General features: G+C 41.3%; 22 protein-coding genes. 17 read left to right on the forward strand and 5 right to left on the reverse strand.

Going from position 1 to position 18890, the window contains the following annotated elements; genetic code table 11:
- Window positions 1-257 precede the first annotated feature (257 nt).
- Window positions 258-2048, forward strand: coding sequence for a M3 family oligoendopeptidase (locus BS1321_RS21165; RefSeq protein ID WP_063232977.1), 1791 nt, complete (start codon window positions 258-260; stop codon window positions 2046-2048).
- Between the two features lie 67 nt (window positions 2049-2115).
- Here the strand turns inward: BS1321_RS21165 and pssA are convergent, their stop codons facing one another.
- The gene (gene pssA / locus BS1321_RS21170; protein ID WP_063232978.1) at window positions 2116-2655 is read right to left on the reverse strand and encodes a CDP-diacylglycerol--serine O-phosphatidyltransferase; all 540 of its coding nucleotides are present in this window, start codon (window positions 2653-2655) and stop codon (window positions 2116-2118) included.
- A gap of 136 nt (window positions 2656-2791) precedes the next feature.
- Here pssA and BS1321_RS21175 point away from each other — a divergent pair, with 136 nt between their 5' ends.
- The gene (locus BS1321_RS21175; RefSeq protein WP_063232979.1) at window positions 2792-3577 is read left to right on the forward strand and encodes a phosphatidylserine decarboxylase; all 786 of its coding nucleotides are present in this window, start codon (window positions 2792-2794) and stop codon (window positions 3575-3577) included.
- Between the two features lie 52 nt (window positions 3578-3629).
- Here the strand turns inward: BS1321_RS21175 and BS1321_RS21180 are convergent, their stop codons facing one another.
- The gene (locus BS1321_RS21180) at window positions 3630-3770 is read right to left on the reverse strand and encodes a sporulation histidine kinase inhibitor Sda (protein ID WP_034311351.1); all 141 of its coding nucleotides are present in this window, start codon (window positions 3768-3770) and stop codon (window positions 3630-3632) included.
- 465 nt (window positions 3771-4235) lie between these two features.
- Here BS1321_RS21180 and BS1321_RS21185 point away from each other — a divergent pair, with 465 nt between their 5' ends.
- From BS1321_RS21185 to BS1321_RS21220, 8 genes are read left to right on the forward strand one after another with little or no spacing between them, the layout of a single operon-like run.
- A complete protein-coding gene (locus BS1321_RS21185) occupies window positions 4236-4757 on the forward strand; it encodes a YqeG family HAD IIIA-type phosphatase (protein WP_034308582.1) in 522 nt (173 codons plus the stop codon).
- A complete protein-coding gene (gene yqeH, locus BS1321_RS21190) occupies window positions 4754-5863 on the forward strand; it encodes a ribosome biogenesis GTPase YqeH (protein WP_375166213.1) in 1110 nt (369 codons plus the stop codon). The genes BS1321_RS21185 and yqeH overlap by 4 nt, the downstream gene beginning before the upstream one ends.
- Before the next feature lie 20 nt (window positions 5864-5883).
- On the forward strand, window positions 5884-6726 hold the full coding sequence (gene aroE, locus BS1321_RS21195; RefSeq protein ID WP_063232980.1) for a shikimate dehydrogenase: 843 nt from the start codon (window positions 5884-5886) through the stop codon (window positions 6724-6726).
- A complete protein-coding gene (yhbY, locus tag BS1321_RS21200; RefSeq protein ID WP_063232981.1) occupies window positions 6720-7010 on the forward strand; it encodes a ribosome assembly RNA-binding protein YhbY in 291 nt (96 codons plus the stop codon). Before aroE ends, yhbY begins: the two co-directional genes overlap by 7 nt.
- 11 nt (window positions 7011-7021) lie before the next feature.
- Complete coding sequence (locus tag BS1321_RS21205; protein WP_063232982.1) at window positions 7022-7591, forward strand: nicotinate-nucleotide adenylyltransferase; 570 nt, start codon at window positions 7022-7024, stop codon at window positions 7589-7591.
- Window positions 7581-8153 carry a bis(5'-nucleosyl)-tetraphosphatase (symmetrical) YqeK gene (gene yqeK, locus BS1321_RS21210; protein WP_063232983.1) on the forward strand — a complete coding sequence of 191 codons (573 nt, stop codon included), beginning with the start codon at window positions 7581-7583 and terminating at the stop codon, window positions 8151-8153. Before BS1321_RS21205 ends, yqeK begins: the two co-directional genes overlap by 11 nt.
- Window positions 8153-8509, forward strand: coding sequence for a ribosome silencing factor (rsfS, locus tag BS1321_RS21215; RefSeq protein WP_063232984.1), 357 nt, complete (start codon window positions 8153-8155; stop codon window positions 8507-8509). Before yqeK ends, rsfS begins: the two co-directional genes overlap by 1 nt.
- Window positions 8506-9249: a class I SAM-dependent DNA methyltransferase gene (locus BS1321_RS21220; RefSeq protein ID WP_063232985.1), complete on the forward strand. Its 744-nt coding sequence runs from the start codon at window positions 8506-8508 to the stop codon at window positions 9247-9249. Before rsfS ends, BS1321_RS21220 begins: the two co-directional genes overlap by 4 nt.
- Before the next feature lie 104 nt (window positions 9250-9353).
- Here BS1321_RS21220 and comER read toward each other — a convergent pair whose 3' ends face one another.
- Window positions 9354-10151: a late competence protein ComER gene (gene comER, locus BS1321_RS21225; protein ID WP_063233026.1), complete on the reverse strand. Its 798-nt coding sequence runs from the start codon at window positions 10149-10151 to the stop codon at window positions 9354-9356.
- Between the two features lie 143 nt (window positions 10152-10294).
- On the opposite strand from comER, the gene BS1321_RS21230 reads away from it, so the two are divergent.
- The 3 genes from BS1321_RS21230 (at window position 10295) to BS1321_RS21240 (ending at window position 13893) form a co-directional block, all read left to right on the forward strand.
- On the forward strand, window positions 10295-10930 hold the full coding sequence (locus tag BS1321_RS21230; protein WP_063232986.1) for a helix-hairpin-helix domain-containing protein: 636 nt from the start codon (window positions 10295-10297) through the stop codon (window positions 10928-10930).
- 78 nt (window positions 10931-11008) lie between these two features.
- On the forward strand, window positions 11009-11569 hold the full coding sequence (locus BS1321_RS21235; RefSeq protein WP_063233027.1) for a ComE operon protein 2: 561 nt from the start codon (window positions 11009-11011) through the stop codon (window positions 11567-11569).
- A gap of 17 nt (window positions 11570-11586) precedes the next feature.
- The gene (locus BS1321_RS21240) at window positions 11587-13893 is read left to right on the forward strand and encodes a DNA internalization-related competence protein ComEC/Rec2 (RefSeq protein ID WP_063232987.1); all 2307 of its coding nucleotides are present in this window, start codon (window positions 11587-11589) and stop codon (window positions 13891-13893) included.
- Window positions 13894-13969: 76 nt separating this feature from the next.
- Here the strand turns inward: BS1321_RS21240 and BS1321_RS21245 are convergent, their stop codons facing one another.
- Window positions 13970-14104: a YqzM family protein gene (locus tag BS1321_RS21245; RefSeq protein ID WP_081112897.1), complete on the reverse strand. Its 135-nt coding sequence runs from the start codon at window positions 14102-14104 to the stop codon at window positions 13970-13972.
- Between the two features lie 343 nt (window positions 14105-14447).
- Between BS1321_RS21245 and holA the strand changes: the two genes are divergently transcribed.
- Window positions 14448-15461: a DNA polymerase III subunit delta gene (gene holA, locus BS1321_RS21250; RefSeq protein WP_063232988.1), complete on the forward strand. Its 1014-nt coding sequence runs from the start codon at window positions 14448-14450 to the stop codon at window positions 15459-15461.
- A gap of 88 nt (window positions 15462-15549) precedes the next feature.
- On the opposite strand, the gene rpsT is transcribed toward holA, so the two are convergent.
- Entirely contained in the window at window positions 15550-15816 is a 267-nt protein-coding gene (rpsT, locus tag BS1321_RS21255; RefSeq protein ID WP_034308554.1) for a 30S ribosomal protein S20, read from the reverse strand.
- A 274-nt stretch (window positions 15817-16090) separates the two neighbouring features.
- On the opposite strand from rpsT, the gene gpr reads away from it, so the two are divergent.
- The 3 genes from gpr to BS1321_RS21270 all read left to right on the forward strand — a co-directional run bounded on the left by gpr (window position 16091) and on the right by BS1321_RS21270 (window position 18836).
- Window positions 16091-17209 carry a GPR endopeptidase gene (gpr, locus tag BS1321_RS21260; RefSeq protein ID WP_063232989.1) on the forward strand — a complete coding sequence of 373 codons (1119 nt, stop codon included), beginning with the start codon at window positions 16091-16093 and terminating at the stop codon, window positions 17207-17209.
- Window positions 17210-17291: 82 nt separating this feature from the next.
- Window positions 17292-18491: a stage II sporulation protein P gene (gene spoIIP, locus BS1321_RS21265; protein ID WP_063232990.1), complete on the forward strand. Its 1200-nt coding sequence runs from the start codon at window positions 17292-17294 to the stop codon at window positions 18489-18491.
- A gap of 21 nt (window positions 18492-18512) precedes the next feature.
- Window positions 18513-18836: a YqxA family protein gene (locus BS1321_RS21270; RefSeq protein ID WP_053535740.1), complete on the forward strand. Its 324-nt coding sequence runs from the start codon at window positions 18513-18515 to the stop codon at window positions 18834-18836.
- The last annotated feature ends 54 nt before the right edge of the window (window positions 18837-18890 follow it).

The raw sequence follows: 18890 nt of genomic DNA on the forward strand, positions 1-18890 counted from the left end.
CTTCAAGGGTTAGCTGCTGTGCATGATTATGGAACTGTATGGGAAGTGTCCAAAGGAGCAGGATGATGGCAGACATGTGAATAAAGAATTTCATATGAATCAACCACCCCTTTCCCAAGAATATATTCATCATAACATGCTTTTAATCCGGGATATAGAAAAATGTTCTGATAAAAATACTGAAAATTCCTTTTAATTAGAAAAATATTGAATTAACCTCTATAATGGGATTAGTGATAAAAAGGGGGCAATGCAGGATGGGATATTCTTTGACGTGGGATTTGGATATCTTTTTTAAAGGAGGAAGCTCTTCTAAGGAGTTCCTGACTTTTTTAGATGAAATTAACGATGAGGTAAAAGAATTAGACCGACTTGTAAGCAATATCAATCCAGAAGGAAATGATGAAATCAGTTTAATCCAGGCATTTGATCTTTTTAAAAATACAAATATGAAATCTTCACAGGCAAGTGCTTTCATTGGATGCCTGGAAGCTCAAAATGCGCAGGATAAAAAGGCTGGTCAGCTGCGGATCAAACAAATGAAGATAGTCGCTTCACTAAAAATGGTGTTAAGCAAGCTGGATGAAAAGTTGATACAGCTTGATGATGCGTTTTTTAAAAAAATCCTCGAAAAAGAACCATTGAATGAATTGAAATTCGTATTGAATGAACGTCGGGAAAAGGCAAAGGAAAAGCTTTCCGTGAAGGAAGAATCATTAATCACCCAATTGGCCATGGACGGTTTCGAAGGTTGGAGCCAAATGTATGATGCGATCGTCGGATCAATGACCATTCCTTATAAGGGTGAAAAGCTTTCTGTAGGCCAAGCGGCGAATAAATTTTCTGATCCTGATGAAAGGGCACGGAAAGAATTATTTACTGCGTGGGAACAGGCTTGGGAGGAAAAAAGTGACCTTTTTGCCCGGACTTTGAACCACTTGGCAGGATTCCGTCTCAGTGTGAATGAAAAAAGGGGCTGGGATGATATTTTGAAAGAGCCTCTTGAAATAGGGAGGATGAAAAAAGAAACCCTCGAAAGCATGTGGAATGTAATTGCCGATCATAAGGAGCCGCTTGTGAAGTTTTTACAAAGGAAAGCGGAGTTACTGGATTTGGATAAATTAAGTTGGGCGGATTTGGATGCACCGCTCGCTGTTACAGCAGAGTCCAAAGTAATGGATTATCAAGAAGGTGCAGACTTTATCATACAGCAATTCTCTAAGTTCGGCTCTCAATTAGCAAACTTCACCCAAAAAGCTTTTGAAGACAGCTGGATTGAAGCAGAGGACAGACCAGGTAAGAGACCAGGCGGTTTTTGCACAGGCTTTCCATTAAATAAGCAGTCAAGAATTTTCATGACGTATTCGGGCACCCCATCCAATGTATCGACATTGGCTCATGAATTGGGACATGCATTCCATTCTTATGCGATGAGGGATATCCATCCATTGAATCGGTCATATGCAATGAATGTGGCTGAAACCGCCTCTACTTTTGCTGAAATGGTCGTAGCGGATGCAGCTGTGAAGGAAGCGGCCAGTGAGGAAGAAAAGCTGGTGCTTTTAGAAGATAAAATTCAGCGTTCCGTGGCATTATTGATGAATATCCATGCCCGCTACTTATTTGAAACAAGGTTTTATGATGAGAGGAAACAAGGATATGTAAGTGCCGAACGGTTGAATGAACTGATGGTCGATGCACAAAAAGAAGCTTATGGCGATGCTTTAAGTGATTATAATCCAACGTTCTGGGCTTCAAAGCTCCATTTTTATATTACAGGTGTACCATTTTATAATTTTCCGTACACATTCGGATACTTATTCTCATTAGGCATATACGCGAATGCCCTGAAAGAGCCTGCAGGATTCGAAGAAAAATATATCGCTCTCTTAAAGGATACCGGTTCCATGAAGGTCGAGGATTTGGCGGAGAAACATTTAGGCGTCGATTTAAAGACCCGGGATTTTTGGGAAGAAGCGGTCAATGCCTGTATGGAGGATGTAGAAGAATTCATGCGTTTGACCGACCCCCTAGTCCGAAAAGCATAAGGTGGGTTTAAGGCTGGAATATGAACGAAAAAAGCGGATGTCCGGTAAAGGACATCCGCTTTCTTATTTAAACTTTCTTCATTTTAAATGGACTGACCATAAGTAATGATAATATAATCATGAGGGATAAGAAAAAGACCGGATGGAAATACGGGATGGCTAGATAACTTAACGTAGCGATGCAGCCCGCAACCGTAATTGGCACTCCTGTAAAATATCCATTGCTTTCACTAATATTGAAGCGGGCGAGACGAAATGCGCCACAGCCAATATAGAAAACCGTGAAGAGTGTGCCAGGTGCTCCGAATTCTATTAATATTCCTTGGTATAATAATAGAGCTGGTGCGACGCCAAAGGATATGATGTCACACATGGAATCAAGTTGCTTACCCAATTCCGATTCAATGTTGAACTTCCGTGCAACCATACCGTCAAAGCGATCTGCAAGGGCAGCCAGGAAGATCAAAAGCAGGCTTAAATTCAATTGGCCGTGCATCACGGCAATTATTGCAAATCCACCAAGGGATAAGTTCATTAAAGTAAGTATATTTGCTGTTTGTGCTTTCACTTTTTTAATGGTTTGATCTAGGGCGTGTAATAAAAACATCTTTTCACTCCTTTCAAATGAAACAAATTAAAACAAATTATAGTAAACATAAGTATTTATTATATAATAATATTTTATTTAACACAATTTATGCAAGGGATTTTTAGGATAATTTTACAATTTGGAGTGGTTTTATTTGTTTCAGTCTTTTTATCGCATTCTTATTGAACTGACGAATGGTCAGTATTCATCAGGTTTATTAAAGCATTTTAGCCAATCTCGTTGGAGCAGACCCTTAATTTTATTTTATGTAAAAACATTCAACCTTAATCAACAGGAATTTGGTAAGGAGTTAAAAGCTTATACCAATCTTCACGAGCTATTTACAAGGCAGTTAAAGGCGGACGCCAGGCCAATTACGGCAGTTCCTTCTGCGGTAGCTTGTCCTGTGGACGGTGTTCTCGAGGATTCAGGGGAGATACGCGGTGATAAAAAGATCGTCGTTAAGGGAAAGGTATATTCAATGGAGGAAATGCTCGGGGATGAGCTTTTGTTGGAAAAGTACTTAGGCGGCAAATATCTCGTGTTATACTTAAGCCCGAGTCATTACCATCGGATACATGCACCAATTAAGGGTTCTGTAGTCAAACGTTGGACCCTTGGAAGGAAATCATACCCCGTTAATAAATGGGGGATGAAATATGGAAAAGAGCCATTATCAAAAAATTATCGGACAATAACTGAACTTCAAAATGAAGCGGGAAGTCTGGCAATGGTGAAAGTCGGGGCGATGTTCATAAATTCGATCGTCATCACTGATGAATCGGATGAATTGGAAAAAGGACAGGAATTTTCTTATTTCAGCTTTGGGTCCACAGTGGTGCTTCTCTTTGAAAAAGGCAGTTTTGAACTTGAAGGAAACATATCCATTCCCGCAGATGTCCGTGTGGGTGAAACAATCGGATTCATGAGAGCCGTCTAACTTCAAATGAAAATAAGAGGCTGACATTTGATGTCAGCCTATGTATTTCATATTAAAATATTGATCGGATTTTATGCGTTAAGGATCGTCGATGAATTTCCGTTTCTATGAGGCGGATGAAATCGGTACTCAACTTTAAGTTCTGCGCTTTAAAATAGGATTCAAGCAACAGGTCATCAGATAGTTTTTGCATCAGAACGCCATTTACGGCTGCTCACCTCCAGTAGGGATTGCGAGGAATAATTTGGTGTTTACTTGCATATATTGATAAGTCTTCCTTGATGTACCCCTACTGTATCAGAAATAAACGTGGAGAACAATCGTTCTGTTATCCACAGTTAAAAGTGGATAACCTGTGGTTAAGTTGTTTACAAGGTGAACGAAATGGTGCACATCAGTATGGAAAATGTTAGTAAAGTTATCCACAGGTTGGTTATATGAAATTTTTGTCGAAATCTTTTATGAATAATTAGTTCTTTGGTTCTGGTCTGCCTGCAAATTTCCCATTCTTTAATAAAAAATGCCTTTCCATATCTGAAAACATACATTATGATGTTTTTTTACCGTCAGCCCTTCTTTCCTAATTTTTTTTGAAAGTGAGCTGAAAATTCGATATGATGGAGACGGTAAATTTTAATGAAAATATAGAGGTGCCAATATGCTTAAATTATTTTTGCCGAGTGAACATGTTAAAAGCATTTTTAATATAGATCCTCAAGAATTGAAAAAAAGAGGTATTAAGGGAGTCATTACCGATTTGGATAATACTCTCGTTGAATGGGACAGGCCAACTGCCACTCCCGATTTAATCAAATGGTTCGACAATATGCGGGATCATGGGATTTTAGTGACGATTGTGTCCAATAATAATGAAAATCGGGTTCGGGCTTTTTCCGATCCGCTTCACATTCCATTTATCTTCCAGGCCAGAAAACCGATGGCAAGAGCTTTTCATAAAGCCCGTAAGACAATGGGATTGAAATTAGAAGAAACGGTGGTAATCGGCGATCAGTTATTGACGGATGTATTGGGAGGGAACCGAGGCGGGTTTCATACGATCTTAGTGGTCCCTGTGGCACAAACCGACGAATTCAGAACAAGGATCAATCGTTATTTTGAAAGAAAGATCATGGCGTTTTTTAAACGAAAAGGAATGATAGAATGGGAGGATCACAATTGAACAATCATCAAGAATTAGTGTGCATCGGCTGCGGTGTCAAGGTCCAGACTGAAGATCCGAAGGAGTTGGGTTTTGCCCCTAAATCGGCACTGGAGAAAGAGAGCATCGTTTGTCAGCGCTGCTTTAAATTGAAACATTATAACGAAGTTCAGGATGTATCCTTAACAGACGATGACTTCTTGAAAATCTTGAATAAAGTAGGCGAAACCGACTCTTTAATCGTCAAAATCGTCGATATTTTTGATTTCAATGGAAGCTGGCTGCCTGGCCTGCATCGATTTGTAGGAAGAAATGATGTTCTTCTGATCGGAAATAAGGTTGATTTATTGCCTAAATCCGTAAAACCGAACAAGTTGATCAATTGGATGAAGCAATCGTCCAAGGAATTGGGTCTTAACCCGATTGATGTCCTGCTTGTCAGTGCGGAAAAGGGAAAGCACATCCTTGAAGCTGCTGATGCGATTGAGCGGTATCGAAAAGGTAAAGATGTCTATGTGGTGGGCTGTACGAATGTAGGGAAATCGACTTTCATCAACCGTCTTATAAAAGAAGTGAGCGGTGAAGGTGATATCATCACTACTTCCCACTTCCCTGGTACTACCTTGGATATGATCGAAATTCCTTTGGATGATGGACAGGCATTGATCGATACACCAGGAATCATTAATCATCATCAAATGGCTCACTATGTGGACAAACGGGACTTTAAGGTGATTATGCCGAAAAAGGAAATCAAGCCGAGAGTGTACCAACTGAATGAAGGGCAGACGCTATTTTTCGGAGGGTTGGCCCGATTGGACTATGTCTCAGGCGGAAGGCGTTCACTGACTTGCTATCTTTCTAATGAATTGAATATTCACCGTACGAAACTGGAAAATGCCGATGAATTATATAAAAACCATGCCGGGGAATTACTGACGCCCCCACGGCCTGAACAAATCGAGGAGTTTCCGAAGCTGATTCCACATGAATTTTCCTTGAAAGATGGTAAAATGGATATTGTGTTTTCTGGTCTTGGCTGGGTGACGGTCAATGAGCCAGGAGCGAAAATCGTTGCACATGTTCCAAAGGGCGTCAATGTGATCGTTCGCAAATCATTAATCTAAATATAGGGGTCGTCTAGTCTATGAAAAAGATATATGGGGTAATGGGAGATCCAATTGCACATTCGATGTCACCGGACATTCATAATGATGCATTTGAAAAAGAAAATATAGAAGCGGTTTATCATCATTTTCATGTGACACCAGAGCGTTTGAACGATGCCGTGAAAGGCATGAAAGCCCTTGGTATAGAAGGGTTTAACATCACGATTCCTCATAAGACTTCAATCATCCCTTTCCTTGATGAAGTGGATGAACTTGCCCTTGCAATCGGGGCTGTAAATACGGTTGTTAACAAAAATGGTCGGTTTATAGGGTATAATACAGACGGAAAAGGATTTTTCAAATCTTTATGCGATGAAATATCAAGTGACATTAAGGCTAAAAAAACGTTAGTGATCGGAGCGGGCGGTGCTGCGCGTGCGATTTATTTTACCCTCGTAAAAGAAGGGGTAAAGCAAGTTGATATTGCAAACCGGACAAAGGAAAGAGCGGCCCAGCTTGTTTCTGATTGCCCATATGATAAAGTATCGAAGGCACTCTCGATTATCGAAGCGGAAGAAAGCTTATCACAATATGATTTAATCATCCAAACGACTTCTTCTGGAATGAGTCCGGAATTGGATCATTCACCGTTAAAGGTCGACCAGCTTAAAACCGGTGCAATTGTCAGTGATATCATCTATAACCCTCTGCAAACCAAGCTACTGCGTGAAGCTGGGGAAAAAGGGGCGGAAACGCAAAATGGTCTGGGTATGTTCATCAACCAGGCCGCGCTCGCATTTGAGATATGGACAGGCATTATGCCGGATACAGCAAGAATGACAGATATTGTCTTGAACAAACTAGGAGGTAACACATGTTAACAGGAAAACAGAAAAGATTTTTACGATCAAAGGCCCATCACCTCAATCCAATTTTTCAAGTTGGTAAAGGCGGCGTCAATGATAATCTCATCAAGCAAATTGGTGAGGCGCTTGAAGTACGTGAATTAATCAAGGTCAGCATCTTACAAAACTGTGAAGAGGACCGCAATGATGTGGGATTTTCTTTATCAAAAGGTGCACGGGCGGAATTGGTTCAGATTATCGGCAACACAATTGTGCTGTATAAAGAATCAAAAGAAAACAAACAACTTAAATTACCTTAAGGAACCTATCTATGAAAAAAATTGGAATTCTTGGCGGTACATTCAATCCTCCGCATATCGGGCATTTAATTATAGCGAATGAAGTGCTGGATGCCCTTGAGCTAGATGAAATCAGGTTCATGCCAAATCACGTTCCTCCACATAAGGAAAAGTCGGAGGAAGTAACCGATATGGACAGGCTTGCCATGTTGGAAAACGCGATAGCCGGAAACCCATCTTTTTATATTGAGGGTATTGAAATAGAAAGAAAAGGCACATCTTATACGTATGACACAATAAAATTGCTGAAAGAACTTGAGCCAACCAATGAGTACTATTTCATAATTGGCGCAGATATGATTGAGTACTTACCGAATTGGCACCGTATCGACGAGCTGGTGCATATGGTCAATTTCGTAGGGGTGAAGCGCCCTGGATATAATGAAAATACCGTATACCCAATCACGATGGTGAAAGTCCCCCAGATGTTCATTTCGTCTTCCATGATACGAAGGAAGTTAAGAACGGGGAAAACCGTGAAATATTTAATAGCAGATCCAGTGGTGAAGTATATTAAAGGGAATGGTTTATATGAATCGTGAGAAAGCATTGGCGCTGGTCAAAGAACAAATCACCGAACGCAGGTACATTCATACCTTGGGTGTGGTCGAGTCAGCGATTGAACTTGCTGAACGGTATGGTGCCGACGTCAAAAAAGCGGAACTGGCAGCCATTTTCCATGATTATGCAAAATTTCGCCCAAAAGAGGAAATGGAGCAAATTATAATCGCTGAAAAAATGAACCCGGCGTTACTTGAATACAATATGGAGCTGTGGCACGCTCCTGTCGGGGCTTATCTGGTGAAAAAGGAAGCTGGCATTCAGGACGCTGAAGTCTTGGATGCGATTGCCTATCACACGTCTGGCAGGGTTGGCATGAGCCTTTTGGATAAAGTCGTATACCTTGCTGACTATATTGAGCCGGGACGTTCTTTTCCCGGTGTCGACGAAGTCAGGCAGACAGCAAAGATAAATTTGGATCATGCTGTCATCCAGGCTTTAAGGAATACAGTTGTTTTTTTAATGAAAAGAAATCAGGCAATTTATCCTGACACATTTAAGACATATAATGATTTGATCATGAATTTGAAGGAGAAGATGTAATGACTGAACGTGAACTTCTTGTAATTGCAGCAAAAGCGGCAGATGATAAAAGAGCGGAGGATATCGTGGCATTGAACATGCAAGGTATTTCCCTTGTAGCGGATTATTTTTTGATTTGCCACGGTAATTCTGAAAAACAAGTACAAGCAATAGCTCGTGAAATGAAGAGCAAAGCTGATGAATCAGGAATCAATATAAAACGTCTTGAAGGTTTTGACGAGGCGAAATGGGTTCTTGTGGATCTTGGCGATGTAGTGGCCCACATATTCCATAAAGATGAAAGAAACTACTATAACCTCGAACGTTTATGGGGAGATGCACCTTTTGAAGATCTAGAGAGTGAACTGACTTCATGACCTACGAACGCTTTGCCTATGTATACGATGAATTGATGAAGGACGCACCTTATGAAAAATGGCTGATGATCCTTACGGCGAAGCTGGAACAGTATGGAATTGGTGGAAGGAAAGTCCTGGATTTAGCGTGTGGAACCGGGGAAATGACCGTTGAATTGGCGCAACACGGATTTGAAGTCACTGGCGTGGATTTATCTGATGAAATGCTTCTTGTTGCTAATGAAAAAGCGGTTAAGCTTGGATTATCGATTCCGCTTTTCCAGCAGAATATGGCAGAACTCGAGGGACTTGGCCAATTTGATTGTGTCACGATTTTTTGTGATTCGCTGAACTACCTTCGCGATGAGGAGGATATAGTCAAGACGTTCAGCCGGGTTCATGAGCATTTGAAGGATGGCGGATTATTCTTGTTTGATATCCATTCCATTTATAAAATGGAAGAAATTTTTCGTGATAATACGTTTGCTGTCAATGGAGAAGAAGTATCCTATATATGGGACTGCTTCCCTGGTGAAGAACCTTACAGTGTGGAACATGATTTAAGTTTTTTCGTAAGGGACGATGAAAGCGGTCTGTATGACCGTTTTGATGAGTTGCATTATCAACGGACCTATCCGGTGGAACAATATAAAAAGTGGTTGGAGCAAGCAGGTTTTACGGTTTCAGAAATTATGGCGGATCTCGAAGAAGCACCGCTTGCAACAGAAACCGAAAGAATCTTGTTTGTGGCCAGTAAATAATGAAGAGGTCAAAACGATCTCCGTCGTACATCACACGTACGAGTGGAGGTCTGACCTCTTCTTTTTTTTATTTTAAGAAGGAAATGAGATATAGATTACGAATACTAATAAGGATGGCCGAACTGCTTTTCTACTTCGTATAGATCCTCTGCAAACTTTTCATGTGTCGCTTGAAAAAGATGATGGAACATTTCCCCGGTTTCAGCTTCTAAAACCTTGATCCCCTCACCCGTTATTCCACCTTTTACACAAACCTTTTCCTGCAAGGTCGGCAATGTATAAACTCCTTTACCAAGCAGTTCCCCTAAGCCAACCAGCATGTTTTCAGTCAAAGTCGTAGCAGTTTCTTTATCGATCTTCGTCGTTTGACAAGCCGCTTCAATAAAAGCTTGCGCTAAATAGCTGAAGAAGGCAGGACCGCAGCTGACGATATCGGAAGCTACCCGGGTGATATCATTTTCAATTATGACCGGTGCCGATATGGCGGAGGCCAAATCATATAAAGCTGACATTTTCTCCTTACTGCAGCTCTTGCTGAAGCTCAGTAACGATACCCCTGAACCCACACGGTTCGTTATGCTCGGTATAAAACGGGCACAGGGGGCATTCACTGCCGATTCAAGCAGGGAGACTGAAACTGGGCTTGTGATGGAAATAACCAGCTGATCCCTTTTTATATGATGTTTGATGCCTTGTAATAGGCTGTTAATTTGTAATGGTTTTACACAAAGAAAGATAAAGTCCGCTTGTTGGACGATTTCGGCTGCGCTTTCCGCAACCTTGATACCAGGGTGTTTCTCTTTCAGCACCAATGCTTTGGAAAGCGTGCGATTTGTAATGATTAGATCTGCCGGATTCAATATTTTTGCCTCCAGCCATGCCTCGATTAAAATGGTACCCATATTTCCGGTTCCAATAACACCGATTTTCTTCAATTCCGATCAACTCCTCTCACTTAAAGCGATTGATTCTCCTAAAAACACTATGTATTTTTAATCTGTCCTATGACAATGTATTGTGCGAAATCCAACAAGGAGGCAAAGAAATGGAAGGGATTTTAAAAAGGAAAATGACGATGATTACCGTTGCCGTGGCATTTGTGGCAACGGGCATTTACTTTTTTTTGCAACAAGGGGATAATCCGGCTGATACGGAAGATATATTTTCCATTGCTGCAAAAGAAGCTGAAATCGAACAAAGTGAAAATCAAACGGATACCGAGCCTGTGATTATTAAAGTAGACGTTAAAGGAGCGGTCAAGTCCCCAGGCATATTTACTGCACAGGCAGGTGACCGGGTGATTGATTTGATCTCGGCTGCGGGCAGTTTTACGGACAAGGCTGATAAGGATAAAGTGAATTTTGCCCAAATCGTAGAAGACCAAATGGTCATTTATGTTCCGGAAATAGGTGAAGAAGACAAGGGGTACTTGGAGAATATGCAAGTCGGGTCGTCTGGGGATGCCGTTTCTGGGGGGACGTCAGGAGGACTGGTGAACTTGAATACAGCTACACAGGAAGATTTGGAAACCTTGACGGGAATTGGACCATCCAAAGCGAATGCGATCCTGGAATATAGGGAAACGGTAGGGAAATTCAAGGAGGTCGATGAATTGAAGAAGGTAACGGGAATCGGCGATAAAACGTTTGAAAGGTTACGGGATTCCATTTTGGTGAAATGAATGATTGAATATGCTACACAAATGGACAGGAAGAGGGTAAAATTGAAGAAAATCATTCTAGTGGTAAGGGGATACAACATGAACAGAATTAGTTGGTATCAATATTTCATGGCGCAAAGCCATTTATTAGCATTAAGGAGCACATGTACACGCCTCACTGTAGGGGCGACGATCGTAAGGGACAACCGAATCATTGCAGGGGGATATAATGGGTCCATTGCGGGAGGGACACATTGTATTGATGACGGCTGTTATGTAATTGATAATCATTGTGTCAGAACGATACATGCAGAAATGAATGCACTTTTACAATGCGCTAAATTTGGGGTGCCTACTGATGGGGCAGAAATATATGTGACGCATTTTCCGTGTCTTCAGTGCTGTAAATCACTCATCCAAGCTGGCATCAAGGCTGTTTATTATGCGGAGGATTACAAAAATCATCCATATGCTCTGGAATTATTTAAACAGGCTGGTGTCAAGACCGAGAAGGTTGAAGCAAAAGGGGCCATCGATGTTAATGGAAAACAAAAAAAGGACTTTGTATTCTCATTGCTAGCTCAACTTGAAAGAACAGGCATGGTAAAAGAAGATTTATTGGAGCTGGAAAAGCAGGCCGATCAGATATTTGAAAATTAAATAGGACGGGGGCAGGCATGGCTAGACATCTTATCTTACTAGCCGTTTCGGCCACATTTGGTGTTACGGCCCATTCTTATTTAAATGTAATGCTGCTGATCATTATCCTTATTTTTCTCTGTTTCCTATATTTTTCGGTGGGGTTATGTGTGAAGGCCCTTAGTTTTCATTTGGTGATCATGGGGATATTTTTAGGGGCCGCCTCCTTCTCCGATCACCGAAACAAAACTGCCTATCATGGAACGGAAAGCCAATTTATCATCACATTTACCGACCAACCGAATATAGATGGAAATTCATTAAAAGGATTCGTGGGCAGTGAGAAAGGCGAACGGCTAGTGCTTCGTTATAAAATCACCTCCGAGTTGGAACAGGAAAAGTTGAGTCAGTTTCTGCGAATCGGTTTATCATGTCCGGCTGAAGGGACATTGCATATTCCTGACAAAAACAGGAATGAAAACAGTTTCGATTACCAGCGTTATCTTCTGCGCCAAGGCATCCAATGGATATTCAGAGCGGATTCCATTTCATTTCAAAAATGCAAAGAGGGTGGAAACTCGATTCTAGTTTCGATTCGTAATTTGCGCCTGAAGGGAATTACGTATATTAGAGAACACTTTCCGGAAGAATCGAGCGGTTTTGTAACAGCTCTCATATTCGGCGACCAGACATATATAGATGAAGGCGACCTTACTAATTATCGGCGGTTGGGTCTGGTTCATTTACTGGCGATTTCCGGTCTTCATGTCAGTTTTTTAACGGGGATGTTATTTTACTTCGGCATCAGGGTTGGGTTTACACGGGAAAGAATGATGGTGGCCATCTTAATCTTCCTTCCTGTTTACATGTTACTTTCAGGTGCCAGTCCATCAGTGGTGAGATCCTGTTTAATGGCTATGCTTTTCTTTCTACTCCTGCTATTCAAGAAGCGGATCTCGGCGGGTGCCGCAATCGGATCGGCTTATATGGCACTATTGTTTTTTCGGCCTAATATGCTCTATGATATAGGTTTTCAGCTTTCATTCGCAGTTACTTTCTCCATTATCATGTCTTCAAGCATTTTCTTGCAATACCCGAAGAAAACAACGCAGTTATTCATCATCAGTTCCATCTGCCAATTGGCAGCCCTTCCGATTTTGCTTTTTCACTTTTTTGAAGTATCCTTTCTTGGCGTGTTTCTGAACGTAATGTATGTTCCACTTTATTCCATCATATTGCTGCCATTTTCACTGATTTCCCTCCTTATTCATTTATTACTGCCCTCCTTGGGGCAACCCCTCATATCATTATTGAATTTCACCTTCGTACTCTGCAATAAAGCTGCGGATGCAGCATCGGATTTGCCGTTGGCTTCCATTCCGTTTGGAAAACCACCTTTCATCATGATGGCATTACTTGTTATTTCCCTTTTAGGGTTATTCCTGACTTGGGATGTATCTTTTGAAAAAAGTAAAATCTGGTGCGGAATATTAATTGTCCTTTTACTTTTGCAATATAATTTACAAAGGTTCACACCTTTTGGTGAAGTGCAGATCATCGACGTTGGACAAGGTGACTCCATTTTAATTGTCCTGCCGTTCAATCGCGGTAATTATTTGATTGATACGGGTGGGCAAATTACATTTCCAATCGACACGTGGGCAAAAAAGCGAAAGAAGTTCAACACCGCGGATGATATCATTATTCCATTATTGAAAAGTAAGGGAATCCACCAATTGGACAAACTCATTTTAACCCACCCGGATGCAGATCATATGGGAAGTGCAAAAGAATTAATTGAAAATTTTAAAGTTGGGGAGATCATCATTGGAGGGTGGAGTGAAGAGCAATACAGGGATATGGATTTTGTGTCCATGGCAAGGGATAAAAAAATGAAAATGACCGTCCTGAAAAGGGGGGACCATTGGGTGGCGGGCGGAACGCCGTTTGCTGTGCTAAGTCCATATGAGAAAGAAGAAAATAAGAATGATTCATCCATAGTTCTATTCACTGAGCTTGGGGGATTGTCATGGTTATTAACTGGCGATATGGGAGAAGAAGGGGAAAGGGAACTGTTGAGCACATTTCCGCAGTTGCAGGCAGATATCTTGAAGGTTGGACACCATGGCAGTAAAACTTCTTCTTCCAAGCCCTTCCTTGAACAGTTACAGCCGAAAGCGGCGCTTATTTCAGTTGGAAAAGATAATGGCTACGGTCACCCTCATGGAGACGTAATTGGGAATCTGGAGGGAAATGGCATAAAGGTGTTCAGGACTGACGAGGATGGTTCTATTATTTACAAGTATTACAAAAGCAGTGGAACCTTTCGGAAGACTCTCCCATAGTATGTAGAAAATCAATAAGAAAGAGACTGCAGCGGCAGCCTCCATCGGGAAAAATAAGTGCATGTAGTTAATGAAATCAGGATCCGACAGCTTTAATGACGACAGCTATGGTGAACATGGCAGCGAAAAATACAAAAGAACCGATGAATCCAATAGCGGAATCAGCGACGTCATCTGTCTTTGATTGAACATCCTTTTCGAATTCGTTCATTATTTACCCCTCCTATTTCTGCTAATAGTATAAAACATTACCAAAAAAAAATCTACAGGCTTCATTCCTTCATTTCCTTTACTGACAAGAGTTGTCACAAATAGTTTGGGATTTTGAGGTCAAAATAAAAGTACAAACAAAGCAAGCGAAAAAGAAAAGCTCATTTTTTGTTCTACATGAATACTCTACCCGCTTTTAAGGAAGATTACCCGGGCCTTTCTTGAAAGTGTTCATATAGATCCGGAATTAGCCCTTTTAAAGGGCTAGTTCCCTTTATAGCTTGTCAAATGGTCCATCCACCTATACCATTAGAGAAGAATACATAGTAAAGAGGCGGATTCTATTGGTATTAGACGTTTGGAAAAGTATAAAAAAAGGGCAATTCGCGCCAGTATACTTGTTATATGGGACGGAAGCCTATCTAATTAATGAAACGAAGCAGCTATTGATCGAGAATGTCCTTCACGAAGATGAGATGGATTTTAACTTTTCTCAATTTGATTTAGAAGAGACGCCTGTTGAAACTGCGCTTGATGATGTCGAAACCCTCCCGTTTATCGGGGAAAGGCGCCTTGTTTTCATGCAAAACCCATTTTTTTTGACAGCTGAAAAAACGAAATCAAGAGTTGAACATAATGTGAAAAGACTGGAAGCGTATTTGGCTGACCCGGTTCCTTATTCTATTGTTGTATTGACCGCACCTTATGAGAAACTGGATGAACGGAAAAAAATCACCAAGGAACTGAAGCGTAAGGCAGTTCTGGTTGAAGCGAAGAAGCTTGGTGATCATGAGTTAAAGGCGTGGGTGAAGGAGAGGGTCGAAGTTTCTTCGGTCCAAATAGATGAACAGGCTACAGAGCTTTTACTTGAACTTGCAGGAACGAATCTGATGATGCTGACGAATGAACTAGATAAAATGGTGCTTTATGCAGAAGCTGATAAACACATTACGGTCGAGGTAGTGGAAAAGCTGGTCGCTAAATCCCTTGAACAGAATATCTTCACGCTTGTTGATCATGTGTTACAGCGAAAGATGGAGAGTGCCATGACGATACTGCACGATCTTCTCAGGCAGAATGAAGAGCCGATCAAGATTTTGAGTGTTATGGCAGGTCAGATCAGGCTTATGTATCAAGTGAAGGAGCTTTCCCGTCAGGGGTATAGCCAGCAAAAAATTGCAGGTCAGCTGAAGGTACATCCTTACAGGGTAAAACTGGCACTTGAAAAGACGGGGAAATTCCAGGAACGCGAGCTGTTGAGCATCATGAACGACTTAGCGGAAGCGGATTATAAAATGAAGACCGGCCAAGCTGATAAGGCGATCACGCTTGAGCTGCTGCTTTTAAAAATTAGATGATAAAAAAGGTGGCAGATATCCTGTCACCTTTTTTATGAAAAAACGGCACAAAAAAAACGATCCGATTGGATCGTTTAATTTTTTGTCATTATGCGTTAAGAGCGTTAAGTCTTTTCGCTAAACGAGATTTTTTACGGGCTGCCGCATTTTTATGGATTAATCCTTTAGATGCAGCTTTGTCTAATTTTACAGCAGCTGTTAAAAGAGCTTCTTTAGCAGCTTCAACGTTTTCACCAGCTAATGCAACTTCAGCGTTTTTCACTGTAGTACGCATAGTTGATCTAACAGTAATGTTATGAACGCGTTTTTTGTCGTTAATTTTTACACGTTTAATAGCAGATTTAATGTTTGGCATTCCGTTCACCTCCTACAAAGAAATCGAGATTATATGAACTCGACTTTTCAAATCCATATCAAATAGCACAAGTGATATTCTATCAGACTGCTCATAAATATGCAATACTTCAGATTGAGAATCGAAAAGGAATTATAATTTCGGGAATAAATTCATCTCGTCATTACTCATTGTACCAAAAAAATGAATAATAAAAAAGCAAAAATGACAGAATGTTTAAGAGAGACTATTGAAAATACTAGATTAGATACAATTCAAACATCAGGAGGCCGTTATGGAAAATAATTTGGACCTTAGTGAATACGGAATTCGTACAGATTTGGCGATTGAAGCAAAGGAAATTGCCCTTGAACATAAAGGTGTTGTAGAGGAAGTGGATGTATCCCGTATCGAAGGGGTCATTATTAAGGAAAAAGATGTGGATGATCTCAAGGTATCCTTAGTCGAGGTCACGGCTGAGGGTGAAAAAGAAATCGGCAAGAAGCAGGGCAGCTATTTGACCATCGAAGTGCAGGGAATCCGCCAGCAGGACACGGATACGCAGCAACGGGTGGAAAAGGTGTTCGCCAACGAACTGGCTTACTTCTTGAAACGGAATAAAATCACTAAAGAAAGCAGTTGTTTGGTTGTCGGTCTTGGTAATTGGAATGTTACTCCCGATGCTCTTGGGCCTGCAGTCGTTGAGAACCTTGTAGTCACAAGACATTTGTTCGAATTGCAGCCGGAGTCCGTCAAGGAAGGCTATCGGCCGGTCAGTGCGATTTCCCCCGGGGTGATGGGGATTACGGGAATCGAGACGAGTGACATCATAAAAGGAGTCATCGAAAAAAGTAATCCTGATTTCCTGATCGTCGTTGACGCATTGGCTGCCCGTTCGATCGAACGGGTGAATTCGACGATTCAAATTACGGATACAGGCATCCATCCAGGGTCTGGTGTTGGAAATAAACGAAAAGAATTGAGCCAGGATACACTGGGAGTTCCTGTTATAGCAATTGGAATACCTACTGTCGTGGATGCCGTATCAATTGCCAGCGATACGATAGATTATATTTTGAAGCACTTTGGCAAGGAACTGAATGAAGGGGACAGACCATCACGTTCGTTGGCACCCGCTGGATTCAGTTTTGGGAAGCGCACAAAGCTGACGGAAGAGGATATGCCAGGTGAAAAGGAGCGCCAAACCTTCTTGGGAATGATAGGTGTCCTCCCTGATGAAGAGAAACGGAAATTGATTTATGAGGTACTGTCACCGCTTGGTCAAAATTTAATGGTTACACCGAAAGAAGTCGATGTTTTCATTGAGGATATGGCCAATTTGATAGCCAATGGGTTAAATGCAGCCTTGCATCATTCAATAAATCAAGATAATACCGGCTACTACACCCGTTAAACTTCAGTGCCCAAAAATGGTGTTCTACCCTTTCTAGCAAAGTCATAGGTATTAATAGACAAGCTATAGAGAGGGTGGAAGGATGAAAAGAAGAAATTCCCCAGGAATCATAACAGCCATTCACGGATCAACAATAATAAAAACTTTTCTAGGTATTCTCGCCTTGCTTCTTTTTGTTTTTTCAGTCAGTGGGGTCATGACTTCCCTAAGACCGGAGTATCGGATATCTTCTAATTCCGTACATACTGTAGCCAACCAATTCTCGGGAAAAATGCTGTTCTCGATGCTGGCCAATGAAAATCATTATCTTTTTAATGCCCTGCCGGAAGGTAAACAGGAATCGATGATCACGAATCAATTGATAAAAGCCTCGACCAATATTTCACTCGAGGACCCGCGAAGTTTACTTGGCAGGGAACTTCCTGGCTTTTCGATTTTTGATAATGAAATTCTCGTTGCTGGGGAAGGAACGAATTATACGAATATGCCATACGAATCCTCACCGCCAGTAGACGTCCTGAATGAAGAAAGGGATGCATCTCTGCAAAACCTGGATGAGATTGAAGAACCGGAAAAAGGAGTGGCCGATCAGCCGAAACAAACGACCAATGGACGGAAAGTGGTCGAGATATACCATAGCCATAACCGGGAGTCATATCTTCCATATTTAAAAGGAGTGACCAATCCCGACCTAGCCTACCATTCGAAAATCAATATTACGAAACTCGGGGAACGGATGGTTGAAGATTTGGCTGATAAGGGGATTGGCTCCTCGCTCGATAAAACGGATATCATGGGAAATCTGAATAATAAAGGTTTGAATTATGCCAAATCCTATCAAGAATCCCGAAGGTCTGTTCAGACGGCATTGGCCAATAATAAAGATTTAGAATACCTGATCGATATTCACCGCGATTCGAAGCGGAAAAAACATACGACAATTACGATCAAAGGTAAAGAGTATGCCAAGATCGCCTTCGTGATCGGGGGGAATAACCCGAACTTTGAAAAAAATGCAGCACTTGCCAATAAGATTCATAAAGCATTGGAGAAAAAATACCCAGGTATTTCACGAGGGGTTATGAAACAGGGCGGATCTAGCCATAATGGTATATATAATCAGGATTTATCAGGCAATGCCATGCTTATTGAAATTGGCGGTGTGGATAATACTTTCGAGGAAATGTACTTGACCGTTGATGCCTTTACCGATGTTTTCAGTGAATTTTACTGGGATGCCAAAGCGGTGGATAACACGACTGGGGATTCGGAAGCGAAGTAATTTGAAAGGAGTTCTCTTAACATGGTCCGATTTTGGTTGAAATGTACAGGGATTGTGCTCGTATTATTTTTAGGTGTTCTAATCGGGATGCAGCAAGCGAACGACGGGATGAAAAAAATGAAGGGGTATGAAGATCCCTCTTTGAATAGTGCATTCATTATTAACCAATCGGACCAAGGGGAGATGGAAGCGGATATACTTGGCGAAAAAGTAACGAGTCATGATTTGGAGACGAAAAAAGAAAAGCTTGAAGAAATGAAAGCCTTCAACTTTTTCTCATCAATCGGCAAAACGCTTGGAGAGACCATATCAGGGGCCTTTCAAGCGCTTATTGATATGATATAGGTATAGAATAAGTTGAGTGTGCCCTGCCAAAAGGCTGCATCCGAATCCGGAATG

The sequence above is a fragment of the Peribacillus simplex NBRC 15720 = DSM 1321 genome, assembly GCF_002243645.1.
Taxonomy (GTDB): domain Bacteria; phylum Bacillota; class Bacilli; order Bacillales; family DSM-1321; genus Peribacillus; species Peribacillus simplex.